21 protein-coding genes and 7 pseudogenes are annotated in these 26695 nt (G+C 69.5%); 18 read left to right on the top strand and 10 right to left on the bottom strand.

Annotated features, from left to right (window positions below):
* The first annotated feature begins 309 nt into the window (after positions 1-309).
* Genes mbhE through ACLF3G_RS26625 form a run of 3 tightly spaced genes read left to right on the top strand, consistent with a single transcriptional unit; the run spans position 310 to position 3447 of the window.
* Entirely contained in the window at positions 310-2613 is a 2304-nt protein-coding gene (mbhE, locus tag ACLF3G_RS26635; RefSeq protein ID WP_430672412.1) for a hydrogen gas-evolving membrane-bound hydrogenase subunit E, read from the top strand.
* Positions 2614-2615: 2 nt separating this feature from the next.
* Positions 2616-3032 carry an MnhB domain-containing protein gene (locus ACLF3G_RS26630; protein WP_430672411.1) on the top strand — a complete coding sequence of 139 codons (417 nt, stop codon included), beginning with the start codon at positions 2616-2618 and terminating at the stop codon, positions 3030-3032.
* Between the two features lie 4 nt (positions 3033-3036).
* Complete coding sequence (locus ACLF3G_RS26625; RefSeq protein WP_430672410.1) at positions 3037-3447, top strand: NADH-quinone oxidoreductase subunit K; 411 nt, start codon at positions 3037-3039, stop codon at positions 3445-3447.
* A gap of 8 nt (positions 3448-3455) precedes the next feature.
* Here the strand turns inward: ACLF3G_RS26625 and ACLF3G_RS26620 are convergent, their stop codons facing one another.
* Positions 3456-4637, bottom strand: coding sequence for an IS110 family transposase (locus ACLF3G_RS26620; RefSeq protein ID WP_430672409.1), 1182 nt, complete (start codon positions 4635-4637; stop codon positions 3456-3458).
* Between the two features lie 245 nt (positions 4638-4882).
* Between ACLF3G_RS26620 and ACLF3G_RS26615 the strand changes: the two genes are divergently transcribed.
* From ACLF3G_RS26615 to ACLF3G_RS26575, 9 genes are all read left to right on the top strand, one after another.
* Positions 4883-6409, top strand: a complete 1527-nt coding sequence (locus ACLF3G_RS26615) for a proton-conducting transporter membrane subunit (protein ID WP_430672408.1) — start codon at positions 4883-4885, stop codon at positions 6407-6409.
* Positions 6406-6732: a Na+/H+ antiporter subunit E gene (locus tag ACLF3G_RS26610; RefSeq protein ID WP_430672407.1), complete on the top strand. Its 327-nt coding sequence runs from the start codon at positions 6406-6408 to the stop codon at positions 6730-6732. The genes ACLF3G_RS26615 and ACLF3G_RS26610 overlap by 4 nt, the downstream gene beginning before the upstream one ends.
* Positions 6729-7028 carry a monovalent cation/H+ antiporter complex subunit F gene (locus tag ACLF3G_RS26605; protein ID WP_430672406.1) on the top strand — a complete coding sequence of 100 codons (300 nt, stop codon included), beginning with the start codon at positions 6729-6731 and terminating at the stop codon, positions 7026-7028. The genes ACLF3G_RS26610 and ACLF3G_RS26605 overlap by 4 nt, the downstream gene beginning before the upstream one ends.
* A complete protein-coding gene (locus ACLF3G_RS26600; protein WP_430672405.1) occupies positions 7025-8353 on the top strand; it encodes a monovalent cation/H(+) antiporter subunit G in 1329 nt (442 codons plus the stop codon). Before ACLF3G_RS26605 ends, ACLF3G_RS26600 begins: the two co-directional genes overlap by 4 nt.
* Before the next feature lie 62 nt (positions 8354-8415).
* Positions 8416-9867 carry a sensor histidine kinase gene (locus tag ACLF3G_RS26595; protein WP_430672404.1) on the top strand — a complete coding sequence of 484 codons (1452 nt, stop codon included), beginning with the start codon at positions 8416-8418 and terminating at the stop codon, positions 9865-9867.
* Positions 9864-11195, top strand: coding sequence for a sigma-54-dependent transcriptional regulator (locus ACLF3G_RS26590; protein ID WP_430672403.1), 1332 nt, complete (start codon positions 9864-9866; stop codon positions 11193-11195). The genes ACLF3G_RS26595 and ACLF3G_RS26590 overlap by 4 nt, the downstream gene beginning before the upstream one ends.
* A gap of 83 nt (positions 11196-11278) precedes the next feature.
* Positions 11279-12586: a histidinol dehydrogenase gene (gene hisD, locus ACLF3G_RS26585; RefSeq protein WP_430672402.1), complete on the top strand. Its 1308-nt coding sequence runs from the start codon at positions 11279-11281 to the stop codon at positions 12584-12586.
* A gap of 1 nt (position 12587) precedes the next feature.
* Positions 12588-13352 carry an SDR family NAD(P)-dependent oxidoreductase gene (locus tag ACLF3G_RS26580; RefSeq protein WP_430672401.1) on the top strand — a complete coding sequence of 255 codons (765 nt, stop codon included), beginning with the start codon at positions 12588-12590 and terminating at the stop codon, positions 13350-13352.
* Positions 13349-14422: a LacI family DNA-binding transcriptional regulator gene (locus tag ACLF3G_RS26575; RefSeq protein WP_430672400.1), complete on the top strand. Its 1074-nt coding sequence runs from the start codon at positions 13349-13351 to the stop codon at positions 14420-14422. The genes ACLF3G_RS26580 and ACLF3G_RS26575 overlap by 4 nt, the downstream gene beginning before the upstream one ends.
* Before the next feature lie 173 nt (positions 14423-14595).
* Here ACLF3G_RS26575 and ACLF3G_RS26570 read toward each other — a convergent pair whose 3' ends face one another.
* Positions 14596-15927, bottom strand: coding sequence for an RNA-guided endonuclease InsQ/TnpB family protein (locus ACLF3G_RS26570; protein ID WP_430672399.1), 1332 nt, complete (start codon positions 15925-15927; stop codon positions 14596-14598).
* Entirely contained in the window at positions 15924-16835 is a 912-nt protein-coding gene (locus tag ACLF3G_RS26565) for an IS1595 family transposase (protein WP_430672398.1), read from the bottom strand. The genes ACLF3G_RS26570 and ACLF3G_RS26565 overlap by 4 nt, the downstream gene beginning before the upstream one ends.
* 208 nt (positions 16836-17043) lie before the next feature.
* Here ACLF3G_RS26565 and ACLF3G_RS26560 point away from each other — a divergent pair.
* The 3 pseudogenes from ACLF3G_RS26560 to ACLF3G_RS26550 form a co-directional block, all read left to right on the top strand.
* A pseudogene (locus ACLF3G_RS26560) lies at positions 17044-17394 on the top strand (IS110 family transposase); the annotation flags it as partial.
* 700 nt (positions 17395-18094) lie between these two features.
* Positions 18095-18190 (top strand): annotated as a pseudogene (locus tag ACLF3G_RS26555) (PEP-CTERM sorting domain-containing protein); the annotation flags it as partial.
* Between the two features lie 42 nt (positions 18191-18232).
* Positions 18233-18435 (top strand): annotated as a pseudogene (locus ACLF3G_RS26550) (hypothetical protein); the annotation flags it as partial.
* Between the two features lie 13 nt (positions 18436-18448).
* On the opposite strand, the pseudogene ACLF3G_RS26545 reads toward ACLF3G_RS26550, so the two are convergent.
* The 3 genes and pseudogenes from ACLF3G_RS26545 to ACLF3G_RS26535 all read right to left on the bottom strand — a co-directional run.
* Positions 18449-18688: pseudogene (locus tag ACLF3G_RS26545) on the bottom strand (integrase core domain-containing protein); the annotation flags it as partial.
* Positions 18670-19233, bottom strand: a complete 564-nt coding sequence (locus ACLF3G_RS26540; RefSeq protein ID WP_430672397.1) for a hypothetical protein — start codon at positions 19231-19233, stop codon at positions 18670-18672. The gene ACLF3G_RS26540 and the pseudogene ACLF3G_RS26545, both read right to left, overlap by 19 nt.
* Entirely contained in the window at positions 19233-19514 is a 282-nt protein-coding gene (locus tag ACLF3G_RS26535) for a hypothetical protein (protein ID WP_430672396.1), read from the bottom strand. Before ACLF3G_RS26535 ends, ACLF3G_RS26540 begins: the two co-directional genes overlap by 1 nt.
* 66 nt (positions 19515-19580) lie before the next feature.
* Between ACLF3G_RS26535 and ACLF3G_RS26530 the strand changes: the two are divergent.
* A pseudogene (locus tag ACLF3G_RS26530) lies at positions 19581-19712 on the top strand (IS110 family transposase); the annotation flags it as partial.
* A gap of 110 nt (positions 19713-19822) precedes the next feature.
* On the opposite strand, the gene istB reads toward ACLF3G_RS26530, so the two are convergent.
* A complete protein-coding gene (istB, locus tag ACLF3G_RS26525; RefSeq protein WP_430672395.1) occupies positions 19823-20623 on the bottom strand; it encodes an IS21-like element helper ATPase IstB in 801 nt (266 codons plus the stop codon).
* Positions 20620-22131 (bottom strand): IS21 family transposase, encoded by a 1512-nt coding sequence (gene istA / locus ACLF3G_RS26520; RefSeq protein WP_430672417.1) that lies wholly within the window; start codon positions 22129-22131, stop codon positions 20620-20622. Before istA (ACLF3G_RS26520) ends, istB begins: the two co-directional genes overlap by 4 nt.
* 172 nt (positions 22132-22303) lie before the next feature.
* Between istA (ACLF3G_RS26520) and ACLF3G_RS26515 the strand changes: the two genes are divergently transcribed.
* Positions 22304-23434 (top strand): IS110 family transposase, encoded by a 1131-nt coding sequence (locus tag ACLF3G_RS26515; protein WP_430672416.1) that lies wholly within the window; start codon positions 22304-22306, stop codon positions 23432-23434.
* A 98-nt stretch (positions 23435-23532) separates the two neighbouring features.
* Here ACLF3G_RS26515 and istA (ACLF3G_RS26510) read toward each other — a convergent pair.
* Positions 23533-24246: pseudogene (gene istA, locus ACLF3G_RS26510) on the bottom strand (IS21 family transposase); the annotation flags it as partial.
* Between the two features lie 297 nt (positions 24247-24543).
* On the opposite strand from istA (ACLF3G_RS26510), the gene ACLF3G_RS26505 reads away from it, so the two are divergent.
* Positions 24544-26268, top strand: a complete 1725-nt coding sequence (locus ACLF3G_RS26505; protein ID WP_430672394.1) for an FG-GAP-like repeat-containing protein — start codon at positions 24544-24546, stop codon at positions 26266-26268.
* A 150-nt stretch (positions 26269-26418) separates the two neighbouring features.
* On the opposite strand, the pseudogene ACLF3G_RS26500 reads toward ACLF3G_RS26505, so the two are convergent.
* Positions 26419-26568 (bottom strand): annotated as a pseudogene (locus tag ACLF3G_RS26500) (IS256 family transposase); the annotation flags it as partial.
* Between the last annotated feature and the right edge of the window lie 127 nt (positions 26569-26695).

The following is a 26695-nucleotide window of genomic DNA, read 5'->3' as shown; positions in this document are numbered from 1 at the left end:
GATCCTCGGTGGCACGGTTGCTAACGTATGGTTGATCAAGAATGTTATTTTTGTAACGTCTTACTATTTTTGAAATTGTGTACCGAGTCAACACGAAAATTGCCGTGGCAGATTCGCCCCGGGCGAGCGTCGCGCCACCATGCCGGACGGCGGCATCCGCCGCAGCTGCAAGAACCGGTGTTCATCATCCTGAACGTGGACGTTTAGCGACGTTCAACGGCATTGACGCCAGTTCCCGGGCAGCTGACCCAGGACATTGATTCTACGAACATCGCCGACTGGCACAGAGCTTGCCAACAGCGGCCTGTCATGGCCTCGATCGATTTCATCCTGCAGCTTCCACTCATCCTCGGCATCGTCGCCGCGGCGGTCGTGGCATGCCTGCGCCCCGCCTTCGCTGCACCGGTCGGGGCTGCGGCGGCGGCCCTTTGCTTCGCCCTCTATCTGGGCATCGCCGGCGGAGATCCGGTGTCGGCCAACTTCTGGGCGGTGCCGTCGCTCGGCATCGCGGGCGGGTTGCGGTTGGATGGTCTCGCGGCGCTTTTCGCGCTGCTGATCACGGGCATCGGTGCGCTCGTTCTTCTCTACGCCGGCCGTTACCTGGAAGGCGATGCCCGGTTGACGCGGCTCGTGGTCCTGCTGCTCATCTTCATGGTGGCGATGCTGGGGTCGGTCACCGCCGACGACGTCATCACCCTGTTCATCTTCTGGGAACTGACCAGCCTCGCTTCCTTCTTCCTGGTCGCCTACGACCATGAGAAGCCGGGGGCCCGAAAGGCCGCGATGCAGGCGCTGCTGATCACCGGCGGCGGCGGCCTGGCCTTGCTGGCGGGCCTGGTCCTGGTCGGCATCGCCGCCGGCACCACCAGCATCTCCGGCATCATTGTGGCGCGCGAGGCGGTGCTGGCGCATCCGCTGGCGGTGCCGGCGATGCTGCTGCTGGTGCTCGGCGCCTTCACCAAATCGGCGCAGTTCCCGTTCCACTTCTGGCTGCCGAACGCCATGGCCGCGCCGACACCGGTCAGCGCCTACCTGCACTCCGCGACCATGGTGAAGCTCGGCATCTACCTGCTCGCGCGGTTCAACCCGGTCTACGGCACGGAGGTGCTGTGGCAGAACCTGCTGACGGTGACAGGCTTGGTGACGGCGCTGGCCGGCGCGATCCTCGCCTTTCGCGAGACCGACCTGAAGCGCGTGCTCGCCTACACCACCGTCACCGCGCTGGGCACGCTGACGATGCTGATCGGCGTCGCGCCCGAACTCTCCGCCACCGCGGCCGTGACCTTCCTGCTGGTCCATGCCCTGTACAAGGCCGCGCTGTTCCTGGTCGCCGGCATCCTGGACCACGAGACGGGCACGCGGGACGCCTCCGCCCTCGGCGGTCTGCGCGCCACCATGCCCTGGACGGCCGCCGCGGCCGTGCTTGCCGCGCTGTCCATGGCCGGGCTGCCGCCCTTCGTCGGCTTCGTGGCGAAGGAGATCGTCTATGAGGCGAAGATCGCGACCGATGGCGGGGCGGGCCCGGTCGTCGTCGTCGGCTTCCTGGTGAATGCAGCAGGCGTGGCGATCGCCGGCCTGCTGTCCTGGCGCATCTTCTTCGGCACGGTGCGGCCGACGCCGAAGGCGCCGCATGATCCGCCGGTCGCGATGCTCGCCGGGCCGATCCTGCTAGCGACCCTCGGCCTCGCCGCCGGCACGGCACCGTCCTTCCTCGGCGACTGGCTGCTGGATGGCGCGGCGGCGGCGATCCTCGGCCATCCGCCCGCGACGCAGTTGAAGCTGTGGCACGGCTTCACGCCGATCCTGGCGCTGAGCGTCGCCACCGTCCTGCTGGGCGTCATCCTGCTGCTGCTGTGGCCACGCTTCATGCCGCATCTGCGGGCGACGAAGGTGCTGGACCACATGGGGCCGGGCCGCGGCTATGAGCGCACCCTGGCCGGCACCGTCGGCTTCGCCGAGGCGGTCACGGCGGCGGTGCAGCACGGCAGCCTGCGCGGCTACATGCGGATGCTGCTGCTGGTCGCGGCGCTCGGCCCGGTGGTGATGTTGCTGGCGCGCGGCGGCCTCGCCTGGCCGGCGGATGCGGCCATCGACTCGCGCGTGCTCGCCTTCGGCCTGATCGCCGCCGGCGCGGTGGCGACGGCGCTCGCCACGACCACACTTGCCGCGGTGATGGCATTGGGGCTGGTGGGCTTCGGGGCCGCAGTGGTCTTCCTGACCTTTGGCGCGCCCGACGTCGCGCTGACGCAGTTCACGGTCGAGGTGCTGCTGGTCGTCATGCTGGCGACGGTGCTGATCCGGCTGCCGATCCACGGCCGCGATATCCGCAGGCCCCGCCAGCGGGCCGGCGATGCCGTGGTGGCGGCGGCGGCGGGCAGCTCCGTCGCGCTGCTGCTGCTGGCCGTTCTTGCCTCGCCCTTCGATCCGCGACTTGGCCTGTGGTTCGGCGAGAACAGCATCCCGGGCGGCCATGGGCAGAACGTGGTGAACGTCATCCTCGTGGATTTCCGCGCGCTCGACACGCTGGGCGAGATCGCGGTGCTCGCCATCGCCGCCTTCGCCGTCATCGCGCTGCTGCGCGGCGCGGCCCGCCCGCTCCGGAGTGGAAACTGACGATGCCCGCCTCCCTCATCCTTCGCGCCTCCGCGCCGCTGCTGCTGTGGGTGCCGCTGCTGGTGTCGCTGTACCTGCTGGTGCGCGGGCACAACGCGCCGGGCGGCGGCTTCGTCGGCGGCCTGGTCGCCGCGGCCGGGCTCGTCTTCTACGCGATCTCGCGCGGACAGGCGGCGGCGCTGGGCGCCATGCGCCTGCCGCCGGCGTCCTGGTGCGGCGTGGGCCTGCTGCTGGCGGCGGGCAGCGGGCTGCTGGCCTGGCTCGATCCCTCCGCCGGCTACCTGACGCATCGCTGGTGGTTCCCGGACCTGCCCGTGAAGCTGCCGCTGAACACCGCCTTCGTCTTCGATGTCGGCGTCTACCTCGTGGTGATCGGCACGATCACCGCGATGGTCTTCGCCCTCGTGGCGGAGGATTGAGGCCGTGGGAGCGTTCCTGGCCCTGACCGTCGGCGTGCTGGTCGCCGCGGCGGCCTACCTGCTGCTGGCGCGCGACCTGCCGCGGGCACTGCTCGGCTTCGTGCTGCTCGGCACGGCGGCCAATCTCTCGATCTTCGCCGCCGGCCGGATCCGCACGATGGTGCCGCCGCTGGTGGAGTACGGTGCGACGGCGCTTGTGGCCGGCGCGGCGAACCCGCTGCCGCAGGCCCTGGTGCTGACCGCCATTGTCATCGGCTTCGGGCTTGCCGCCTTCGCGCTGGTGCTGGTGATGCGCGCCCATGCCGAGTTCGGCAGCGTGAGCACCGAGGACATGGATGCGGCGGAGGCGCCGGACCAGCCGGTGGCACCGGCACCGGCGCAGCAGCCTCTCCCCGAGCGGCGGGAGGCAGCCTAATGGCTCAGTCAACTGGCTGTTTTGAATCCGGTCTGGAACGGCGTGCGGCTTTGGACGACGGCCCAGAGCACGTTCACGCGGCGGCGTGCGAGGGCGATGACGGCGGTGTGGTGGCGTTTCTCCTCGCGTCGCTTGCGATCGTAGAAGGCGCGACTATCGGCGTGGCTGAGCGAGCAGAAGGCCGACTGGTAGAAGACGCGCTTGAGGCTCTTGTTGCCGCCATTGGGTCGTCGCAGGAAGCGGGTTCGGCCGGATTGCCGCAGCACGGGCGCCATGCCTGCGGCGGAGGCGAGCGCATTGGCCGAGCGGAAGCGGGAGAGGTTGCCTGCCTCGGCGATGAGTTCAGCGCAGAGTACGACCCCCATGCCGGGCAGGCTGCGGATGAGGGTCGCATCAGGGTGGCGTTCGAGCAGCGCCTCCAATTCGCGATCGAGTTCGATGAGGCGGGAGCGGCAGGCCAGGGCCTCGGCGGCGAGTTCGCGAATCATGCGCGCGGTCATGCGCTCGGCTGGCACGGCGATGGCCTGTTCGGCGGCGGCGGCGAGCGCGCGGTCGGCGAGGGCCTCGACGTTGGGCAGGCCGCCGGCGGCCTGCAAGTGGCGCACCAGGCGCTTACGGCCGGCATCGCGCAGCTCGGCGGGTGTGACGAACTTGGTCAGCAGATGCAGCGGCCCTTTGGTGGTGAGGTCGAGGCGGGCTTCGAGGCCGGGGAAGATGCCGACCAGCAGGTCATGCATGCGGGCCAGTCGCTGGGTCTGGGCGTGCACCAGGTCGCGTCGTCGGCCGGCCAGCAGCTTGATCTCGATGTCTATCTCAGTGAACGGTTCGACCCTGCGAAGATCGGATCGGGTGCGGACCTGCTCGGCGATGGTGCGAGCATCGCGCGGGTCGAACTTGTTTTCGCCGCCGACGGTGCTCTGGCGGGCACGGTTGACGGCCAGGCCCGGCACATGAACGAGGGTGAAGCCTGCTTCGGCCAGCATGACTTCGGCGAGGCCGGCGATACCGCCGATGACGTCGATGCCGATCTGCACAGCTCCGCCGAGGGCTGCGAGTTGTTCTGCCAAGCCCGCGATCTCGGGCGGCGTGTTGGGGAGCTTGCGGTCGATCCGCACGGCGCCGTTGGCGTCGATGGCGGTGACCCAGTGGATGTCCTTTGCGATGTCTATCCCGACACTGATCCTCTCCATGGTGCCCTCCGGCGATTGAAGGTTCGGCACCCCACCCGCGCCGTCGTCGCCCTACAAAGCGATGGATCGCAGAGCCTAATCAGCGGTCGAGGCGGAGTGGCGGTGCCGGGGGATCTACCTCCCGAGCCATCCTGGGCGGCCAGCATGAGAACCATCCCGGCACCGCCGCCGCGCCGTGATCCTGGCATGACAGGACCACGGCGTCAGGCACTGCCAAAGCAGCATCTGAACGGTAGGGCGGCGTGATGCGCCAAATTCTCCTCGTCGCGCCGATCCTGATCCCGCTCGTGGCCACCGCGGCTACGGCCCTGCTGTGGTCGCGCCCCACGGCGCAGCGGCTGTTCGGGCTGGCTGCCGCCATCGGGCTGGTCGCCGCCACCCTGGCGCTACTGGCGGAGGTGATCTCCGGCGGCATGATGGTCGGCCAGATGGGCAACTGGCCGGCACCCTTCGGCATCAGCCTAGTGGTGGACCACCTGGCCGCCGCGATGCTGGCGATCACCGGGCTCATGGGACTGGTGGTCGCCGTCTATGCCATGGGCCCCGGCGCGCAGGAGCGTGACCGCGCGGGCTTCCAGCCGCTGTTCCATGCGCTGCTGATGGGGGTTGCCGGCGCCTTCACCACCGGCGACCTGTTCAACCTGTATGTCTGGTTCGAGGTGATGCTGATCGCCTCCTTCGGCCTGCTGGTGCTCGACCGCACGCGGGAGCAGATCGATGGCGGCATCCGCTACGTGATGCTGAACCTGGTCGGCACCACCTTCTTCCTGCTCGCCGTGGGCCTGGTCTACGGCCTGACCGGCACGCTGAACCTGGCGGATCTCGCGCGCGTCGCGCCGCAGGTCGAGAACCAGGGGGCGCTGGCGGCGGTGGGCGTGCTGCTGCTGGTGTCCTTCGGCGCCAAGGCCGCGGTCTTCCCGCTGTTCAACTGGCTGCCGGCCTCCTACCACACGGCGTCGATGCCGGTGGCGGCGATCTTCGCGGCGCTGCTCACCAAGGTGGGCGTCTACGCCATCATCCGCATCTTCACGCTGGTCTTCGCACATGACCAGGCGCTGTTCGGGCCGATCATCGGCGTCATCGCGATGGCGACGATGGTGGTGGGCGTGCTGGGGGCAGCCGCGCATTACGACGTGCGCCGGATCCTGAGTTTCCACATCATCAGCCAGATCGGCTACATGCTGGTCGGCGTCGCGCTGATGACACCGCTCGCGATCGCGGGCAGCGTGCTCTACGTCATCCACCACATCGTGGTGAAGGCGAACCTGTTCCTGGTGGCCGGCGCGATGCGGCAGGTGGGCGGGTCCTTCGCGCTCGCGCGGCTTGGCGGGCTATGGGTCACGCGGCCGCTGCTCGGCCTCGCCTTCCTGATCCCGGCGCTGTCGCTGGCCGGCATTCCGCCGCTGTCCGGTTTCTGGGGCAAGCTCGTCGTCATCCGCTCGGGGCTGGAGGCGGAGGCCTATGTGCTGGCCTTCGTCGCCCTCGGCGTCGGTCTGCTCACGCTGTACTCCATGGTGAAGATCTGGAACGAGGCGTTCTGGAAAGCCGCACCGGAGTCGGAGGCGCCGCCGGCCGCGTGGACCCCGGCCCAGCGGCTCGCGACCTTCGCGCCCATCGTCCTGCTCTGCGGCGTCACGCTGGTGATCGGCCTGTGGACCGAGCCTTTCGCCGCCTTCTCAATCGCGGCGGCGGAGAGCCTGCTTGACCGCGAGGGCTACATCGCCGCGGTGCTCGGCACCAACCCCATCCAGCTCACGGAGGCCGTCCCATGAAGCTCGCGCTCGCCTGGCTGCGGGTCTGGCTCACCTTCCTCACCGAACTGGCGAAATCCACCGGCGCAGTCGTGCGCGCCGTGCTGGGGCCGACGGAGCGGTTGCGTCCTGCGATCCTGGCCGTGCCGCTCGATGTCCGCTCGGCCGCCGGCACGGCGCTGTTCGCCAACATCGTGACGCTGACGCCGGGGACGACCAGCCTGGACGTCTCGGCCGATGGCCGCACGCTGTTCGTGCATGTGCTGGACGCGCCGGACCGGGAGGCGGCGGTCGCCGACATGAAGGCCATCCTGGAAACCCGCGTGCGTGCGGTGCTGCCATGAGCATCGGGCTGATTCCCTGGGCCGCCGCGCTGGCGCTGGTCATCGTGGCGCTCGGCGTCATTCCCGTCGCCTGGCGGCTGTTGGCTGGGCCTTCCTCGGCAGACCGTGCCATCGCCACCGACATGCTCGGCCTGCTCGGCGTCTGCCTCGCTGCGCTCACCGCCGTGGTCGCCGGCCAGTCGGCCTTCCTCGATATCGCGCTTGGCATCGCGCTCGTCGGCTTCCTCGCCGCGGTCGCCTTCGCGCGGCTGCTGGAGCGCAACGGCAGGAAGCCCGTCGTGAGGCCCGCCGAATGAACACCCTCATCGAGATCCTCGCCGCGCTCCTGCTCGTGGCGGGCGCCGCCGTCGTGGCGCTGGCCGCGCTTGGCGTGGCGCGGCTGCCCGATCCCTTCAGCCGCATGCATGCGGCCGCCAAGGCGGGGGTTGCGGGGGCCGGGCTGCTGCTGCTCGGCGCCGGCCTCGCCTTCGGGACACCGGGCGCGGTGGCGACCACCGTCGTGGCGGTCGCCTTCCTGGTCTTGACGGCACCTCTCGCCTCCCACGCGCTCGGCCGCGCCGCCTATGTCGCCGGCGCGCCGCTCGGCGCCGCGAGCCAGGCCGACGCGCTTGCAGGCGTGCTCGAGCGTCGCATCCAGGACATCAACCCGGCGCGCGTCGCGGCCTTCCCGTCGACATCGCGCGCCCCGTTTCAAGGAGAGCCGCCCATGAGCACCCTCCAGGCGTTCCCGCGCCAGGCCGAAGCGGCCATCCGCGAACCGGATACCGGTGCGCGGAACGACGACGTGGCGGTGCCGCTGCGCCGCATCCTGGTCTGCCTGGTCGGCGGCCCGGCGCAGCGCGAGGCGGCGGCGCAGGCGGTGGACCTGGCGCGCTCGCACGACGCCGCGGTGCTCGGCCTGTCGGGTGCCGGGCTGGAGCCGCGGGCCTGGCGGGGGCCGCTGCCGCTCGGCGGCACCTACTGGTCCAGCTGGCTCGCCTCGAAAAGCCGCGCCCGCATGCGGGAAGCCGCGGCGACGGCCCTGGCCGAGTTTCAGTCGGTCGCCGCCGCCCATCCGCGGGTCGAGACCCTTGCGCGGCATGAGGAAGCCTCCTCGCAGGATCTCGTCCGGCTGCTCGCCGGGCAGGACCTGGTGATCGTGCCGGCGGGGGCCGGGCCGCATGAGGTGGAGAGCCACCCGGGGCACGAGACGGCGGCCTCGCTCGCCGCCGCGCGCATCGTACCGGTGCTGCGGGTACGGCGTCGCCAGGGCACGATCCGCGGCGTGCTGCTCGTGGTCGGCTCCTCCCCCGGCTGCGGGGCGCTGGCGGCGGGGCTGCTGCGAACCGGGCTATGGTCCTCGGCGCCGGTGTCCATCCTGCCGGTCGGCGACGACCGGCGCGGGGTGCGGGAGATGGTCGGGGCCCAGGCCGAGTTGCTGCGGGCGCATGGGCGCCGCGTGGCGGTGATGGCGCCGGTCGGGCTTGATTTCGAGGTGGACGAACTGCGCGCGCGGCTGGCCTGCTTCGATGCGGCGGTGGTGTCCTGCCTTTCGACACGCTACGGAGGATTCTTCGACAGCATCCGCGGCTGCGCCTTCGAGACCGCCGCGGAGACCGTGCCGCTGGTCCTGCTGCCCTGACGCAGGGGCCCCAGGGGTGCGGGTGGGGATGGGATGGGAGGATGGGTGGAGCCGACCGGGCCATGACGCCTGCCCCAGCCAGTGCCCGGCCCCGGCAGCTTCCGCGCCCGGTCCTGTTGCCCGCGTTGCGGCTGCCGGCGGCGGCCGGGCTGATCGTCTTCGCGGTGGCCGTGGGCACCACCCAGGTCGCCCTGCAGGTCACCAACCGCCAAGCGGACCGGCAACTCCAGCAGGTCGGCCAGGTCTATCTCGACGGACTCGTGGCCAGCGTCCGGCCGGGGCTGCAGGCGGGTGATGCGGCCTACATCTCGGCCCGTTTCGCGCGGGCCTTCGGCGAGCAGTACGGGGTCGTCGAGCGCGCGCTGTTCGCCTACGCCGCCGATGGCCGGCTGCTGGCCCGGCACGGCGACCCGAGTTTGCCGGAGCCCGCCGCCGAGATCGTGGCGGGCACCACCTGGCGGATCGACGTCGAGACCGGCATCGCCTGGGCAAGCCGCGGCGTGCAGGAGGTTTCCAGCCCGGTCGGGCGCCTCGTCGCCGCGCTCGACATCGCCCCGGTACTGGCGGCGCGGGAGCGGCTGGCCTGGACGGTGGTCGCCGTGGACCTGCTGCTGGCTGCCGCCTTCGCGGTACTGACCGGGCTGGTGCTGCGCCGCATCGGTCGCCCGCTGCGCGCCCTGGTGCAGGAACTGGCGGAGGGCGCGCAGCGCCCGCCCGCCCGGCTGCCCGAGCCGCTGGTCGCCGGATCCGACCCGCGGACGCGGCACGTGCTGCGCGCCTATAACCGCATGGCCGACGGGGTGCGGGAGCGGGAGAGGCTGTCCGCGGTCCTGGCCGAGCGGGAGCAGGTGGCGGCCCTCGGCGAGCTCGCCGCCACCGTGGCGCATGAGGTGCGAAACCCGCTGGGTGGCCTCGCCACCGCCGTCTCCACCCTGCGGCGCTTCGGTGACCGGGCGGAGGTGCGCGAGGAATCGCTCGGCTTCCTCGAGCGCGGGATCGCGGCGCTGGAGCGGATCGTCACCGGCACCCTCGATGCCTACCGGCCCGGCAATGACCGGCCGCTGACCCGCGCGGATTTCGAGGATCTGCGCCACCTGGTGCGTCCGGCGGCGGAGCGGCGCGGCGTGACGGTGGCGTTCGATCTGGACCTGCCGGAGGGGCCCATCGGGCTGGGCTCCGGTGGGGTTCGGCAGGTGCTTCTGAACCTGCTGCTGAATGCCTGCGCCGCGACGCCGCCGCAGGGCGTCGTCGGGTTGCAGGCGAGGATCGTGGGTGGCGACCTGGTCTGCGAGATCACCGACGAGGGCGACGGACTGGCTCCGGCCGAGGCGATGCGGCTGACCGGCGCGGCGGCATCGGAGCCTGGCTCGCGCCGGCTTGGGATCGGTGTGGTGGTCTCGCTGCTGGGCAACCTGGATGCCCACGCCTCGGTGACGGAGCGACCGACCGGTGGCACCGCGATCCGGCTGGTGATCCCGCTGGCCATTCCTGGTGAAGGCGGGGGCCGCGGATGAGTGGGCCGAAGGTGGTGCTGGTGGTGGAGGATGACCCCGTCCTGGGTCCGGCGCTGGTGCAGCGCCTGCGTCTCGAAGGCTTCCGCCCCCGCCTGGCCGCCACCGGGGCCGCGGCATTGCGGGAGGCGACGGCGCTGCGCCCCGATGCGGTGGTCAGCGACATCCGCCTGCCGGACATGTCCGGCGAGGCGGTGTACCAGCGCCTGGTGGCGGAACTCGGCGCGCTTCCGGCCGTGTTCATGACGGCGTTCGGGGATGTGGCGCAGGCGGTGCGGCTGGTGCGCTCCGGCGCGCGGGACTACCTGACCAAGCCGGTCGACGTCGACCGCCTGGTGGATGCGCTGACGGCCGCATTGGCAGAGGTTCCGGCCGCGCCGAAGGTCGAGGCCGCCGGACCCGTGCTTGGGGTCTCCCGCGCGATGCGGGAGGTCGAAGCCCTGATCCGCAAGGCCGCGCGGGTGGATGCGCCGGTTGTCCTGACCGGCGAGACCGGCGTGGGCAAGGAGGTTGCGGCGCGCTTCCTGCACGCGGCCTCGGCGCGGGCCGATGCCCCCTTCGTCGCGCTGAACTGCGCCGCCATCCCGCGCGACCTCGCCGAGAGCACGCTGTTCGGCCATGAGCGCGGCGCCTTCACTGGCGCTACCGGCCGTCAGGTCGGCGTGGTGGAGCGGGCAGGGGCGGGCACGCTGCTGCTGGACGAGATCGCCGAACTGTCTCTCGACCTGCAGGCCAAGCTGCTGCGGCTGGTGCAGGAGCGCAGCTACCTGCCGCTCGGCGCCGCGGCAGAGCGGCCCTTCGCGGCAGGGCTGGTCTGCGCGACCCATGCCGATTTGGCGGCCCGGGTGCGCGCGGGCAGCTTCCGGGAGGATCTGTACTACCGCCTGCACGTCATCCCGGTGGAGGTACCGCCACTGCGCCGCCGGACGGAGGACCTGCCCTGGCTGGCGGAGCGCCTGTTGGCCGAGGCCGTGGCGCGCTTCGGCCTCGGCCCGCGCCGCTTCGCCCCGGCCGCCCTGGCGTGCCTCGCCGACCACGACTGGCCGGGCAATGTCCGTGAGTTGCGCAACCGGATCGAGCGGGCGGTGGCGCTGGCGGATGGGGAGGAGATCGGGCCTGTCGACCTGTTCCCGGAACGCCGGCTGGAGGAAGGCGGGGGTGGGGCAGGGCCTTCCCGGCTCGGCGCCGCGATCGGTGGCGCGACCCGGGACGCGATCGCCGAAGCTCTGCGCCAGGCCGGAGCCAACCGGGCGGAGGCGGCGCGCCGGCTCGGCATCTCCCGCACCACGCTGTGGAAGCGGATGCGGGAACTCGGGATGGCGGCGGACTGACCTACCGCGTTACGGACGGGCTTGAGTTGACCTTGCATGCGCATGCAAAATAGAGCGCTCAGGGACAGGAATGGGTGCGGGCCATGGCGGTTTGGCTTAAGCGATCGATCGGCGCGGCGGAGAAGGAATCCGCCCAGACCGCGGTGCGCGCGACGGTGGAGACGCTGCTCGCCGATATCGCGCAGCGTGGCGACGTGGCGGTGCGCGAGATGTCGGCCCGCTTCGACGGCTGGGATCGGACCGACTTCCGCCTGACCGATGCCGAGATCCGCGCCTGCCTGGCCGAACTGCCGGCCCGCGCCCTGGATGACATCCGCTTCGCGCAGCAACAGGTGCGCAACTTCGCCCAGCACCAGCGCGCCTCGATGACAGATATCGAGGTCGAGACGCTGCCGGGCGTCGTGCTGGGCCACAAGAACATCCCGGTGAACTCGGTCGGCTGCTACGTGCCGGGCGGCAAGTATCCGCTGCTGGCCTCGGCGCACATGTCCGTGGTCACCGCCAAGGTCGCAGGCGTGCAGCGCATCGCGACCTGCGCGCCGCCCTACCAGGGCCGCCCGGCGCCCGCCATCGTCGCCGCCCAGCACCTGGCCGGCGCCGACGAGATCCGCGTGCTCGGCGGCGTGCAGGCGGTGGGCGCCATGGCGCTGGGCACCGAGAGCATCGCGCCGGTGGACATGCTGGTCGGGCCCGGCAATGCCTATGTCGCGGAGGCCAAGCGCCAGTTGTTCGGCCGCGTCGGCATCGACCTGTTCGCCGGCCCGACCGAGACGCTGGTGATTGCCGACGACACGGTGGACGGCGAGATCTGTGCGACCGACCTGCTGGGCCAGGCGGAACACGGCCCGACCAGCCCGGCCATCCTGCTGACCACCAGCGAGAAGCTGGCGCGCGACACGATGGCGCAGGTGGAACGCCTGCTCGCCATCCTGCCGACCGCCGATATCGCGGCGAAGGCCTGGGCCGACTATGGCGAGGTGATCCTCTGCGAGGACAAGGCGGAGATGCTGCGCGAGGCTGACCGCATCGCCTCCGAGCATGTGCAGGTGATGACCGACGACGACGACTTCTTCCTGAAGAACATGACCAATTACGGCGCGCTGTTCCTCGGCCCGCGCACCAATGTCAGCTACGGCGACAAGGTGATCGGCACCAACCACACGCTGCCGACGCTGGGGGCCGCGCGCTACACCGGCGGGCTCTGGGTCGGGAAGTTCCTGAAGACCGTCACCTACCAGCGCGTGCTGACGGACGAGGCGAGCGCGATGGTCGGCGCCTATTGCTCGCGGCTCTGCATGCTCGAGGGTTTCGTGGGCCATGCGGAGCAGGCCAATGTCCGGCTGCGGCGCTATGGCGGGCGCAACGTGCCCTACGGCCAGGCGGCGGACTGAGATGGACCTGCCGAGGACGCCATCCTTCCGGCTCGATGGCCGACGCGCCCTGGTGACGGGCGCGGGGCGCGGCATCGGGCTCGGCGCCGCGGCGGCGCTTGCGGCGGCGGGCGCGCATGTGGTGCTGGCCGCACGCTCCGCCGCCGAGATCGAGGAAGCCGCCGCCGCGATCCGCGCGGAGGGTGGGTCGGCGGAGGCGCTGCCGCTCGACGTAGCCGACATCGCCGATGCGGGCGCGAAGATCACCGCCGCGGGGCCATTCCACGCGCTGGTGAACAATGCCGGCACCAACCGCCCCGCCGCCTTCCCGGACGTGACGCCGGAGGATTTCGACGCGGTGATGGCGCTGAATGTCCGCGCCGCCTTCTTCGTGGCGCAGGCCGTCGCACGCGGCATGATGGCGACCGGCATTTCGGGCGCCATCGTGCATGTCTCCTCCCAGATGGGGCATGTGGGTGGGGCGCGGCGCAGCGTCTACTGCGCCTCCAAATGGGCGATCGAGGGCATCACGCGGGCCATGGCGATCGATCTGGCGCCGCACGGCATCCGCGTGAACACCCTGTGCCCCACCTTCATCGAGACGCCGATGACCCAGCCCTTCCTGGCCGATGCGGGCTTCAAGGCCAACGTGCTGGAGAAGATCAAGCTCGGCCGGCTGGGACAGGTCGAGGATTTGATGGGCGCCATCCTCTTCCTCTGCTCCGACGCCGCGACGCTGATGACAGGCTCATCCCTGCTGGTCGATGGAGGCTGGACCGCGGAATGACTGCGCGGCGGCACGCGACGGCGACCGATGTGGCGCGCCTGGCCGGTGTTTCGCAATCCGCCGTCAGCCGCGCCTTCACGCCCGGCGCCTCCATCGCGGAGGAAACCCGCGCCCGGGTGGAGGATGCGGCGCGCGAACTCGGCTACCGTCCCAACGCCATCGCGCGGTCGCTGGCCACGCGCCGCAGCCGCATCATCGGCGTCGCCGCGGCCTATCTGCAGAACCACTTCTACCCCGAGGTGCTGGAGGCGCTGTCGCGCGGCCTGCAGGCGCGTGGCTACCAGCTGCTGCTGTTCACGCCGGATGCCGGACGCCATGCCGATCCGCAATTGCAGGACGTGCTGGCCTGGCGCGTCGATGGCCTGATCCTGGCCTCCACCACCCTGTCCTCCGCGCTGGCGGAACAGTGCCGCCTGGCCGGCATCCCGGTGCTGCTGTTCAACCGCACCAGCCGGGCCGCGATTGTTTCCTCCGTCACCGGCGAGAACCTGCGCGGCGGGCGGATGATCGCGGAGTTCCTAGTCGCCGGCGGGCACCGGCGGCTGGCATTCCTGGCGGGCATCGAGAATTCTTCGACCAGCCGGGACCGGGAGCGTGGCTTCAGCGGCTGGCTTGCCGAACAGGGACTGCCGCCGCCGCTGCGCGAAGTCGGCCTGTACCGCTTCGAGGCCGCCGCCGCCGCCGCACGGCGGCTGCTGGCGCGGCCGGACCGGCCGGATGCGATCTTCTGCGGTAACGATCACATGGCAACTGCGGTGTCCGAGGTGGCGCGGCACGAATTCGGCCTGCGCATCCCGCGCGACCTGTCGTTGGTCGGCTTCGACGATACTGGCCCGGCGCGCTGGCCGACCTTCTCCCTGACCTCCTTCTCCCAGCCCTTGCAGCCGATGGTGGATGCCGCCGTCGCGATGGTCTGCGAGATGATCGAGGACCCGGAGACGCCGACGCGGCACCAGGTGGTGCCGGGCGAGCTTGTGGTGCGTGAATCGGCGCGCATTCCGCCCGAATGCTGCGTCAGCATCGGCGGGCAGCTGGTCTGGCGGCCGGTGCGGGAGGAGGCGACGCAATGACGGGCCTGCCAGCAGCGGCGACCTGCCAATAAGCTTGCATGCGTATGCAAGAACAGGCGCGGCGGACCGATCGCGCAGAGGGAGGAGACCGGGCCCTGCCCGGATGCCCAGACCGACCTGCAGTCACTCCCGGCCTGGTTCACCCGCTATAACGACGGCATCGTTGACGTGGTTCAGGCAGCCACAAGGGGCTGCTCCGAACTCGTATCTCCGTTCGCGGCTCCACGACGGGCACCACGACGCAGACCAAGCCCACGCCGCTGAACTCCCGTCTCCCCGCGCGTAGGCTGCCGGGCTACCCCGGCAGCCGGTTCGCCCATGCCTTGGGCTACCCATTCTCGTGTCAGCCGCTCGATCCAACGAGCGGCAGCGTGGTCCCGGTCATGCACCCGACCGCACCCGTAGCAGGTCCAGACCCGCACCTTGAGGCCGAGACGCGGACCCACGAGGCCGCAGTCCGGGCAGCACCCCGTGCTGCGCTCGAACCGGCCCACTTCGTGCAGTCGTCGGCCGCGCCACTCGGCCTTGTAGCCGACCTGCCGATACAACTCGCTCAAGCCCGCATCCGCGACCGATTTCGCGAGATGCGGGTTGCGGGCCATGCCCTTCACCGACAGGTCCTCCACCCCGATCACGGCTGCCTTGGCTGTCAGCGCCGACGAAAGGTGGTGATGGTGGTCGGCCCGCCTGTCCCGCACCTGACGGTGTTGGCGGGCAAGCCGCTGCTGCCGCCGGGCATGGCGGCGGCTGACCTCACGCTCCTCCTTCTTCCTCGCGTGCTCCGCACGGCTCCACCGCCGTTGCAGGCGTCGCAGCTTCTTCTCGGCCTGGCGCAGATGCCGTGGCGCCTCGTCGCTATCGCCCGTGCTCTCCACCACCAGCGCCGACAGGCCACCATCAAGCCCGAGCACATCGACAGTCGGCCCGGGGACGGGCACGCGCGCCTTCGGCGGCGGCGCCCGGAACTGAACAGAGAACACGTGCCGCTCGCCATCGAGGCGCAGCCGGGCGGCCAGCAGGTGTCCCTCGGGCCAACGTCCGCCCCGGATGCGAATGACGCCGAGCCGCATGACCTCCGCCCGGCCACGCGCGTGCTTCTCATGGGTGCGGGTCAAGTCGGGCAACGCCGCCGACGCGAGATAGACCGAGCCCTCGCCCGCCTTGCGCTTCCGCCACTTCGGGAAGCCAGCGCGGCTCCCCTTCGGCAGACCCCACTTGAGGTCCGCGAAGGCGCGCGAACGCGCTTGGCAGTATTGCCGGATCACGTCCACCAAGGCGATGGCGGGCACCTCGGCCAGCCACGGGTGGCTCTCTTTCCAGATCGGCAGCCACTTCGTCAGATCAGCGTAGGGAATACTCTTCCCCGTGCATTCCCTGTGCGCGCCGTCGAACTCGACGCACCGGTTCCAGACCCATCGGCACGAGCCGACCCACCCACGAAGCTCATGCTCCTGCTGCGCCTTGAGATAGGCGCAGAACGTGGCGGCCTGCACGACCTCCGTCATGCCGCCCGCTCAGTCAGCGCGGACCAGCCCAACGGCAGCGCGAACGCCGACAGGATGGCGTCCACCCGCTCGGCGGCGACCACCTTCCTGCGATTCCAGCGCCACTCCATCTCATGGAGATAGCGGTTGGCGTGCTTGCGGCTGATGTGGTGCCAGACGCCGTTCACGGCGCGGCGGAACAGGCCGAAGAAGGCTTCTGCGGTGTTCACATGGGCGTCGCCCTCCGCGAAGCGCCGTCGCCCGTGGTCCACCGTGTCGTGGCCGGCGAAGCCGCGCCCCGGTTCCCGGTAAGCCGGAAGCCCGTCAGAGATCAGCCGCGCGCCGGGGTCCACCGAGGCTCGTAGCGCACCCCCGATGGCCTCCTTGGTGTGGCTGGCGATCAGCCCGGCGCGTGCCTCGCCGCCCCGCTCCACGGCGACGAACATCGTGGCGCGGCCCCTTCCATGACCCCGCTTCGATGCAGCCGGGTCGTGCGGCTCCTCCGGCTTCTTGCGTCCCCCGAGATAGGCTTCGTCCGCCTCCACGATGCCGGTGAGTAGGCGGTCGCGTCCCGCCATCATCGCCCGGATGCGATGACCCATGAACCACGCGGTCTTGGTGCTGACCCCGATAAGGTCGGCCAGCCGCAGTGCGGCAATGCCCTTGCTGGACGATGCGATCAGGTAGATGGGCGTGAACCACTTGGAGAGCGGCACCTTGGTGCCATGAAGTGCGGTGCCGCTCGTGACCGAGAACTGGTGGTCGCAGTCACGGCATTGCAGGAAAGCCGGGTTCCGTCGAAGGCGTCCGGCACGACGAACAAGGCCACAGGCGGGGCAGACGGGACCATGCGGCCAGCGAAGGGCTTCGAGATGAGCGCGACACGCCTCCTCACCTCCGAACCGCTTCTGAAAGGCCGCCAGCGTCATCCCGCCACAGTTCCTGTTACGTTCTCAAGATAGGGTGGGGCCCCGAACCACGTCAACAGTCGGGCTATAACGAAATCCACCCTCACAGCGCGCTTGGATACCGCTCCCCGCGCCAGTTCATCCGTGCCCCGTTAACAGCCTGATCCTGTCCGGGAATTCGGGGGCAACAACAAGTCCCGCACCGAGCCTCATGCATAGGAGACGGGTCATGGAGAAGCTTATCACCTACGTCGGCCTTGATGTGCAAAAGGAGACGATTGCGGTGGCGGTGGCCGCGGCAGACAAGCGGGGCGAGGTCCGCGAATACGGCATGATCGCCAACACGCCGACCGCGCTGGGCGCGTTGGCGGGCAAGCTGGCGAAGTCGGGGACAGCGCTCCATTTCTGCTACGACGCCGGACAGTGCGGCTACGGGATCCAGCGGCAGTTGAGCGCGGCCGGGCACGACTGCGTCGTGGTCGCGCCGTCGCTGATTCCGCGCAAGCCGGGTGACCGGATCAAGGTCGATCGGCGCGATGCATTAAATCTTGCCAGGCTGCACCGGGCGGGAGAGCTGACGTAGGTCTGGGTGCCGGACCCAGCCCATGAGCGCTCGGCAGCCTTGGCCTGCCCACTGGCTGGTCATGCCTAGCCACGGCGGCGAGTCATTGCCAAAGTCGGTCGGATAACCTTACACCGCGTCCGGTAAACGAAACGACAAGACAATATCTTATCTTATTTTCAGACACTTAAGTGTATGGCATAAGCCTTGCTAACAGGAGATGGCACCGCCCAATTCCGCGGCGGCCCTGGATCGGATGAACAAAATGAAGAAGGCACTACTCGGCGCAGTGGCAGCCGTCGCACTCGCCGCCTCCCCGGCCCTGGCAGGCCCCATCGCGGCCGGCAGCACCCTCTCCATCGCGGGCGCCAACAACGTCTCGCTGACGCAGATCACCTTTCCCGCCGCCGGTAGCCTCCTCGTCAGCACAGGCGACTTTGCCGGCCTCGGCACCTGCTTCGGCTGCGTGACTCTCAGCAGCATCACCTACTCACCGACCGTGTCCTCGGGCCAGATCTTCTCCATCAGCAATGCCGGCATCACCGGCACCTTCACGCTGGATCCGGGCGCCAATGCAGTGATGGTTGGCGGCAGTCCCGGCGCGATCAACATCCTCGGCACCGGCACGGCGACGCTCACCGGCTATGACCCGACCCAGGGCAACCTGTCCTTCTCGACGCAGGGCGGCATCCCGCAGACCGTGACCTTCTCCGCCACCGTCACCGCGGTGCCGGAGCCGGCAAGCTTGGCGCTGTTTGGCGCGGGGCTGCTGGGCCTCGGCCTGGTGCGCCGCGCGCGCGCTAAGAAGGCCTGATTATAGGCCAGGCGGAGGCGGGGAAGTTTTCTGCCTCCGCCACTGCCAGACCGCCGTGGCGCACGATCTGACGGCGCCGGTCCGTCACCAAATGTCGATACTGGAGATCGGGTGCGATTGGCGCCGATTGCTCCTGACCGGAACCGGCCTCAGAAGCCTGTCCAGCGCGCACGGATAGTCCCGCTATCGGCCGAGCGGCTGCCCGTTGCCGAGGTAGCCGTCAGGCCGCGGCGAGCCGACCGGCTTAGGTTGATCCGCCTAGATGGTTGGTCCCGGCATTTGGTGGAGCGGGTAGGCGTTGAACCGTTGTGGCTCTGCGGTCCACTGCTTGCAGATGAACTCGTAGGGCGTGAGGCCGCGCAGGGTCTTCAGTCGGCGGCCGAAGTTGTAGGCGGCCACGAAGTCGGCGAGGTGCCGCTCGAGTTGCTCGTGGTCGTCGTAGTGGTAGCGCCGGACCGTGGCGTCCTTGATGGTGCGGTTCATCCGCTCGACCTTTCCCTTATCCGGCATGTCGGCGTCGGCGCCCTGATGTCCCTGCTGACCCGTCTTGGGGCCAGTGCTATGGTGAGACCATCCGGGGCATGGGGCGCCGGGAGCACGCATGTGCGGGCAGGCCGACACTGAGACAATGGGTCGATCGCCCACATGACGTCGGGCGCCTCGGTGATGATCTGGCGCTGATGCGCGTCGTCCGGCCTGCGCCGCGAGCGGTGGGGCGAGAGCAGAGCGTTCTCGCGCATCATGCGCAGGAGCCGTTTGCGGGAGTCGCGGATGCCATCGCGCACGCGCAGGCGGGCCCAGACTTTGCGGTGGCCTTCACCGGTCCAGGTCGAGGTTTCCAGGTCCCGCTTGATGGCGGCGAGCAGGGCCTCGTCGGTGATCGCGGGCTTGGGCCCGCGCCGTGCGGGCAGAGCCGTCGGCGGGGCGCTCTCCGGCGTGGGCGCCTTGGCGGCGTAGAAGCTGGAGCGCGGCACGCCCCAGGCATCACAGACACGCCGGATGCCGTAGGCCTGGCCGCTGGCGGGTGAGGTCGCCTTGGCCATCAGCGCGACCTCCTGCGGGCCAAAGGGCCGGGCCTGTCCATCTTGGCCCGGAGCAGCTCGTTCTCCATGCTGAGCTCGCCGATATGCTGCATGGCCGCGGCGAGCTCGGTGCTGGCGGCCTCCGCCTCGCGCTCCTTGAGTGCGCCGTCGAGGGCGGCGTCGGCCTTCTGGCGCCATTGCTCGAGCCTGAAGATGGGAACGCCGAGCTCGCGGGAGAGGAGCTCCCCGCCCTCGCGACCCACAGGCCCATCAACGGCAGAAGGATCTTCGATCTGCTTCATGTTGGACATCATCGTTCCGGTCTCTCCTCGGACAAATGGGTGTCCAGAGAAACCGGGTGCAGCTCAGTGAGAGTCGTGGGACTGGATATCCACCGCGTATTCGCGGAGGCGGTGATGCTGGACGACGGCAAGATTGTCCGTCTGGGCCGCATCGGAATGACGCGAGATCATCTCGGGGCGTTTGCTTGTAGCGCGACAATCTGGATGCGAGCAGCGCGGCAATCAGGATGAGAATCTGGTGTCGCGGCGCCGGGATGATTATCGCGGCGCGACAGGGTGGCAAGCGGATTTTTGATGACGCGCGACAATCAGGATGAGGCTTTGATTGTCGCGCGGCTTGGCGGCCGGCCTGGCCCGCGTTTGCGCTCGATGGCGGTACGGCGGCGGTAGCTCTCGACGTTCATCTCGAAGATCGTCGCGTGGTGGACGAGGCGGTCCACTGCGGCCAGCGCCATGACCTGGTCGGGGAATACTCGATGCCACTCGCCAAAGGGCTGGTTGGAGGTAATGAACATCGAGCGACGCTCGTAGCGGGTGGCGATGAGCTCGAAGATGACGCTGGTTTCGGCTTGGTCCTTGGTGACGTAGGCGATGTCGTCGAGGATCAGCAGGTGGTATTTGTCGAGCTTGGCGATGGCGGCCTCGAGCTGCAGATCGCGCCGTGCGGCCTGGAGTTTCTGGACGAGATCGGTGGTGCGCGTGAACAGCACGCGCCAGCCGTTCTCGATGAGAGCGTAGCCGAGGGCGGCGGCGAGATGCGACTTGCCGACGCCGGGCGGGCCGAAGGCCAGGAGGTTTGCGCCTTTCTCCAGCCAGCTGTCGCCGGCGGCGAGCGCCGCGACCTGGGCTTTGCTGACCATCGGCACGGCGTCGAAGTCGAAGCTGTCCAGGGTCTTGCCTGGTGGCAGCCGGGCCTCCTCGAGGTGGCGTGCGATGCGGCGGTTGGCGCGCTCGGCGAGTTCGTGTTCGGCGAGTGCGGCAAGGAAGCGCGCAGCGGGCCAGCCCTCCTTGTCGGCGCGGGCGGCAAGCTCGGGCCAAACGAGCTTGATAGCGGGCAGGCGGAGGTCGTTGAGGGCGAGCGAAAGGCGGCCGTTGTCGATGGTGGTCATGCGGCATCTCCCGGGGCGCCGGCGGCGAGACCCTCGTAGGCGCTGAGAGGGGGATGGCGGACGGTGACCAAGGGCAGCGCCGCGGCGTCGGGTGCGAAGTGGGCGCGGAGCGCTGCCATGTCGGGCAGCCTGCCGGCCTCGAGGTCGGCCTCGATCAGGCCAGCGAGTTCCGCCTCGCAGGCGCGCTCGTGGGCGAGGGCCAGCAGTTCCACGGCGAGGCGGCAGGCCATACGGTCGGGGAGTGCGGCCCGCATAGCCTCAAAGGCACGGGCAAAGGCCGGCCGGGGAAAGAGGCTGTCGCGGTAGACCAGGCCCAGCAGCGCCATCGGCTTGCGGCGCAGGGCGCGGATGACGTGGCGGTAGTCGACAACGTGGCCATGCCGGCCGTCCGGGTGTGATCGGCCGCGGGCGGTCGTGAACTGGTGGGTGCTCCCAAGGAAGACCTCGAGCCGGTCGTCGAACAGCCTGACGCGCAGGCGATGGCCGATGAGGCGGGAGGGCACGCTGTAGAACACCTTGCGCAGCGTGAAGCCGCTTGAGGAGGTGACGGCGACGACCGCCTCCTCGTGGTCAGCGGTGCGCCGGATGGGGAGGTCCTGCAGGGCCTCGCGCTCGAGGGCGATGCGGGGAGCGAGGCGGGCATTGTGCCGGCCAACCACTTCGTCGACGAAGCCCCGCCAGGCGGCGAGGTCGGGGAAGTCGCGTGAGCCGCGCAGCAGCAGCGCGTCGGCGATCGCAGCCTTGAGGTGGCCATGCGCGCTCTCGATGGCGCCGTTCTCGTGCGCAACGCCCGGGTTGTTGCGGCTGGGCTGCATGCCGTAGTGGGCGCAGAGCGCGTCGTAGCGGCGCGTCAGGTCCTCCTGCGCGTCGCGGCCGAGGTTACGAAAGGCGGCGGAGAGACTGTCGCTGCGATGCTCGAGCGGTGCGCCGCCCAGCGCCCAGAGCGCGTTTTGCAGCCCCTCGGCGAGAGCGACATAGCTCTCGCCACCGAGGACGACATGGGCGTGCTCGAAGCCCGAGTAGGGCAGACGGAAGTGGTAGAGCCGGTGCTCGAGGGGCTGGCCGACGACGGTGACGGCGAGCTCGCGCATGTCGGTGAAGTCCGACAGGCCGAGGCGCCCGGGCTGATGGATCTGGCGGAAGATCACCTCTCTCTCTGGCCCGTGCAGCGCCCGCCAAGCCCGGATCCGTCGCTCCAGCGTGCGGCGGCTGCCGGCGTCGAGGTCTGGATGACGGCGGCGCATCTCCTCGAAGACAGCGATCGGGCGCAGCCCTGGGGCGGTCTCCAGCAGTGGCACCACCTCGCTCTCCCAAAACGTGGCCAGCGGGTCCGGCCGACGCCGTCCTCGCGGCACGGCGCGGTCCGACGGCGGGCGGGGGTCTCCCTCGAGCCGGTAGGCGGTGGCGGTGCTGAACCCCGCTTTGGCAGCGGCGATCGGAACGGGTTCGGTCCGGCGAAACGTCATGTACAGCCTCATCTGGCGTTCGGTGACATGGCGACCGGGCACCGGAAGACCCCCCGCAGCGAAGGGATCCATTCCGACGCCGGCCGGCCGCGACCGCCAGCCATCCACCCCAGCCCGGGATGGGCGCCCGCCTGCATGGCCCCGCCGGTCGGGCTACGCCCTCCCGCCGGCGCCATGCAGGCGTTTCTCATCCTGATCGCCGCGCGTTCTCACCCTGATCGCCGCGCTGCAGTTTGCTCGGACTCTGACGCACGACGACCACGTCGTGGTGGAGGCGACTGGCAACGCCGCGGCCGTGGTGGAGGTGATCGCGCCACATGTTGGGCGGGTGGTGATCGCCAACCCGCGCCAGGTGCGCCTGATCGCGCACGCCAAGATCAAGACCGATGCCATCGACGCGACGGTGCTGGCGAGGCTCTACGCCAGCAACTTCCTGCCGGAGGTGTGGGTGCCTGACGCGAAGACGCAGGCCCTGCGGCGGCAGGTGACGCGGCGCAACCAGATCGTCCGCCAGCGGGTGCGGCTCAAGACGATCACTCAGTCCATCCTGCAGGCCCACCTGCTGCCCCAGTGTCCGCATGCCGACCTGTTCGGCAACCGCGGCTGGAACTGGCTGCTGGCCCAGCACCTGCCGCCCGATGAGAGGGAAGCAGTGGAGCGGCACCTGCGGGAATACGACCGCTTGGGCGAAGACCTGAAGGTTGTGGAGCGTGAATTGGCCCGCGACGCGCTGGCGGATGGCAGCGTCAAGCGACTGATGACCATCCCGGGGATCGACATGGTAGTGGCGCTCGGGCTGACCGCGGCCATCGGGCCGATTGCCCGGTTCAAGGGACCTGACCAACTCGTCTCCTACATGGGCCTGAACCCAAGCGTCCATCAGTCCGGCGAGGGGCGGCCAAAGCATGGCCGCATCACCAAGCAAGGTCGGACCCATGCCAGGACCATGCTGGTGGAGGCGGCCTGGCAGGCAGTTCGTGGTCCTGGCCCGCTGCGAGCGTTCCATCAGCGGGTTGCGGCACGACGGGGAAACCACATTGCGGCGGTGGCTGTGGCCCGCAAGCTGACAATAATTGCGTGGCACATGTTGACCAGGGGAGAGGACTACGCCGGCGTCAGGCCCGCCCTGCATGCCAAGAAGCTGCGCGATCTCGAGCTCCGCTCTGGACAGCCGGAGCGGCGTGGTCAGCGTGGATCGGCCTACGCCTACAACCTGACACGCACCCGTCAGGAAGAGAAGCGCCGTGCCGAACAGTCAGAGGTCGCCTACAAACGTCTAACCGAGGGCTGGACCAAGCGGGGCCGGAGGGTGCCCATGGGCGCCGCAAAGGAGGAGCGACCGTAATGGCTGCGCGGCAAGGCTCGCACCTCCTGCCTTGCTCTGTGCCGCGTGGTCACCCATGGGCAAGGAGAAAATAGCAGCTCGGCAGCAGAAAGGGACTATTCAATTTCATCCGTGGTTTTGGCCCTGTAGGGGCGGCAGGCTTTTGGAACACAGCCGTAATGCGCGGCGAGACCGAGGAGCTTGTCGTTGTAGACGATGCCGCGGTCGTCGACTTCGCCAAGGACGGCGGTGCGCATGCGGTCGTAGATGACCTCCTCCGGCACACCGCCGATCGCCTGGAAGGCGGCGATGTGGCAGCGCAGCACAGTGGCGAGGTCCTGCTGGGCGACGAAGCCGGCCCACATCATGCGGCTGTGGCGGAGGACGGCGGAGAACAACCAGACGATGCGCTCGGCGCCGGGCTCATCCTCAAAGCGGACCTTGAAGAAGGCGAAGTCGACCTGCGCCTGGCGCCCCGGTGGGGTCTCAAAGCGACGTTCTAAGGCGGCGGGTTCGGCAGGCGGGCGGATGGTGCGCAGGAAGTCGGTGACGGTGGCGTAGCCACCCCCGAAGCCGAGGTCGCGGATCTCCCGCCAGAGGCGCCGGCCGGTCAACTCGGGAAAGCGGCCGATGCGCTCGCGCAGGAAGGGCTCGAAGGGCGCCAGCGGCGAAGGTGCCGGCTCCCGGGGTTTGTAGGCCGGCGGCTCCAGGCCGCGCGCGATGTAGGTGCGGATGGTCTTGCGGTCGCGGCCGGTGCGCCGTGCGATGGCCGAGACGCTGAGGCCCTGCCGGGCGAGATCCAGGATCATGACGAGCTCCCCAAGGGTGACCACCGGCTGCTCCCATGATGCCGGTCGGCATCCTGGCGCATGGCCGGCGCCGCCCGCGCCCGGGGGCTCGCCCCCGGGCGCGGGCAGTCACGCTGAACTGAGGAATTTTCAGCCAGCACATCCGGAGAGAATCCACCCAGCCGCTACACAAAACGGCATTCGGTATAACTATTTATTCAACTTTTGTTTATATTCCAATTAAATCGTGGGTTTTGGATGTGACTCCGTTTGAACTTGTGTACGAAAGCGTTAGGAGGCCCCCAAATCATGGGCATCCAAAACCAGTTGGAGGCGAGCGTAGTGTCGGGATCCAGCATTGGCAGCGGGCCGCAATTTTCCTACGCCACGCAGATCGTGGTGGGCGACTTCAACGGTGACGGCCGCCCGGACGCCTTCCTGCCCATGGCGGCGGGCAATGGCAGCGATGCCGTACCGCAGCGCATCTTCCTCGGCGTCCCGGGCGGCGCCTTCGTCGATGGCGCGCCGCTGTTCGGCGCGGCGGGCATGCCGCTGGCGATCAACCCGACCCGGGGGCTGATCGCGGACTTCAACGGCGACGGGCGCAGCGATGTCATCCTGCTGGACCATGGCGCGGCAGCGTCACCCGTGGGCGGCTTCAGCCAGCTCATCCTGACCACGCCAACCGGCCTGGCGGTCGCCAATGGCAACCTGTCGGGCGCCCAGCGGCTGACCTATGGCGGCGCGACCGGCGACATCGATGGCGACGGCGACATCGATGCCGTGCTGTTCAACCTGTACGACACCACCGGCCGTGCCGTGCAGGTGATGGTCAATGACGGCTTCGGCAACCTGGCGGAGCAGGCGGGGCGGGCGCCGCTGCACTACCAGCCGGCGGTGGGGCGGGCCGGTTCCATGGCCGGCACGCTGTTCGACGCGGATGGCGATGGCGACCTCGACCTGCTGGCGGGCACCTGGTTCGGCTCCGACCTGCCGACGCAGATCTTCCGCAACGACGGCACGGGGTCCTTCACCCTGCCGGAGGTCTGGAACCTGCCGCCTTCCGGCGTCGCGAACGAGGTGGTGTTGCAGGCGGTGCCCATGGACCTCAACGGCGATGGCCTGCAGGACCTGGTGCTGGCGGTGACCGATGGCGGCACCTATGGGACGGATTATTTCACCGTCAGCTACCTGCAGTTCCTGGTGAACCGCGGCAACGGGCAGTTCGACGACGAGACGGCGTTGCGGCTGCCGCAATCCACCGCATCCCGGGGCACCGAGCCCGGGCTGTGGCCGAAATCCGTGCTCAGTCTCGACCTCGACCTCGATGGGGACAAGGACCTGCTGGTCTGGCGCAGCACGCCGTCCGAGGGTGCGCCCTTCGCGCTGCTGAACGATGGCGCCGGCCGGTTCACGCCAGGCTCCTCCGCCTCCTTCCTCGGGCTGGGCGCGGCGGACATGAACCTGGATGCGATCCCGGAACTGCTGGTGATCAACGAGGGCCGGCTCAACGTGCAGGGCAACGGCTTCGCGCCGTTCAGCGGCGGCGTCATGTCGATCACGCGGGACGGCGGCAGTGGCTTCCTGCTGGCGGAGGTCTATGCCGGGCCGGTGGACTACCTGCAGTACGTCTTCCTGGGCTCCGAGGCCGGCGAGGCGGTGGGCGGGACGTCCGGCAACGACTTCATCAACCTGCTGGGCGGTGACGACGCGGCCAATGGCGGGGCTGGGCGCGACGTCCTGGATGGCGGCGGCGGCTCCAACTTCCTGACCGGCGGCGCCGGCCTCGACGTGTTCTTCCTCGATGGCCGGGCCGGTGCGACCACCTGGAGCACGATCACGGATTGGCAGTCGGGCGAGCAGCTCAGCGTGTTCGGCTACCGCCCCGGGGTCAGCACCCTGACCTTTGTCCAGGATGCCGGGACGGAAGGCTATCGCGGCCTGACCATGCATGGCGACCTGAACGGCGACGGCGCCATCGAGACCAGCGTGACCTGGAGCGGATTGACGAGCCAGTCGCAGCTGCCGTCGGCGGTGCAGTTCGACGGCCTGCTCTGGTTCACCTGACCGAATGTCTGGAAAGGCTTGAGGTGAGATAAGGCGTTTGGCTGCCTCAACTTTTATAGCCGAGGCAGCCATGCGCGAACCCCGTCCCCGTCGATTGTGCCCCGAGGCGGCGTGTAGGAGTTGTGCTCCTTGGCGGGTTGAGCCGCCGCGTCAGGCAGCCACGGCGGGCGGGCTGACGGTGGGATGGTCGCTCATGGAGCCGATGGTTTCCAGCGTCATGTATCGGGCACGCTGGGTGGCCCATTCTTCGGACAGTTCGAGTAGAATAGCGCCGATCAGGCGAGTGAAGGCGCCCCAGTTCGACACGCCGAGCTCGCGCATGACATGCTCGACGCAGGCGTCGCTGGGCGAGGCTCACCACTTTCCGAGGCAGCTTCCTTTAACGTGGCCTTCTCGAGCATCAGGTCCGACACAGCCCTCCAAAGCC

This window comes from Falsiroseomonas sp. HC035, from assembly GCF_050563525.1.
Classification (GTDB): domain Bacteria; phylum Pseudomonadota; class Alphaproteobacteria; order Acetobacterales; family Acetobacteraceae; genus Falsiroseomonas.
The sequence above is the reverse complement of the archived record's forward strand: the minus strand, read 5'-3'. Positions and strand labels throughout refer to the sequence as shown.

Bases quoted from the DNA above. Each gene is read 5' to 3' on its own strand.
- ACLF3G_RS26590 (WP_430672403.1), top strand. From the start codon at position 9,864: ATGAGTGGGCCGAAGGTGGTGCTGGTGGTGGAGGATGACCCCGTCCTG.
- ACLF3G_RS26575 (WP_430672400.1), top strand. From the start codon at position 13,349: ATGACTGCGCGGCGGCACGCGACGGCGACCGATGTGGCGCGCCTGGCC.
- hisD (WP_430672402.1), top strand. From the start codon at position 11,279: ATGGCGGTTTGGCTTAAGCGATCGATCGGCGCGGCGGAGAAGGAATCC.
- ACLF3G_RS26580 (WP_430672401.1), top strand. From the start codon at position 12,588: ATGGACCTGCCGAGGACGCCATCCTTCCGGCTCGATGGCCGACGCGCC.
- ACLF3G_RS26600 (WP_430672405.1), top strand. From the start codon at position 7,025: ATGAACACCCTCATCGAGATCCTCGCCGCGCTCCTGCTCGTGGCGGGC.
- ACLF3G_RS26605 (WP_430672406.1), top strand. From the start codon at position 6,729: ATGAGCATCGGGCTGATTCCCTGGGCCGCCGCGCTGGCGCTGGTCATC.
- ACLF3G_RS26620 (WP_430672409.1), bottom strand. From the start codon at position 4,637: ATGGAGAGGATCAGTGTCGGGATAGACATCGCAAAGGACATCCACTGG.
- ACLF3G_RS26565 (WP_430672398.1), bottom strand. From the start codon at position 16,835: ATGACGCTGGCGGCCTTTCAGAAGCGGTTCGGAGGTGAGGAGGCGTGT.
- ACLF3G_RS26615 (WP_430672408.1), top strand. From the start codon at position 4,883: ATGCGCCAAATTCTCCTCGTCGCGCCGATCCTGATCCCGCTCGTGGCC.
- mbhE (WP_430672412.1), top strand. From the start codon at position 310: ATGGCCTCGATCGATTTCATCCTGCAGCTTCCACTCATCCTCGGCATC.
- ACLF3G_RS26535 (WP_430672396.1), bottom strand. From the start codon at position 19,514: ATGAAGCAGATCGAAGATCCTTCTGCCGTTGATGGGCCTGTGGGTCGC.
- ACLF3G_RS26630 (WP_430672411.1), top strand. From the start codon at position 2,616: ATGCCCGCCTCCCTCATCCTTCGCGCCTCCGCGCCGCTGCTGCTGTGG.
- istB (WP_430672395.1), bottom strand. From the start codon at position 20,623: ATGACCACCATCGACAACGGCCGCCTTTCGCTCGCCCTCAACGACCTC.
- ACLF3G_RS26540 (WP_430672397.1), bottom strand. From the start codon at position 19,233: ATGGCCAAGGCGACCTCACCCGCCAGCGGCCAGGCCTACGGCATCCGG.
- ACLF3G_RS26595 (WP_430672404.1), top strand. From the start codon at position 8,416: ATGACGCCTGCCCCAGCCAGTGCCCGGCCCCGGCAGCTTCCGCGCCCG.
- ACLF3G_RS26570 (WP_430672399.1), bottom strand. From the start codon at position 15,927: ATGACGGAGGTCGTGCAGGCCGCCACGTTCTGCGCCTATCTCAAGGCG.
- ACLF3G_RS26610 (WP_430672407.1), top strand. From the start codon at position 6,406: ATGAAGCTCGCGCTCGCCTGGCTGCGGGTCTGGCTCACCTTCCTCACC.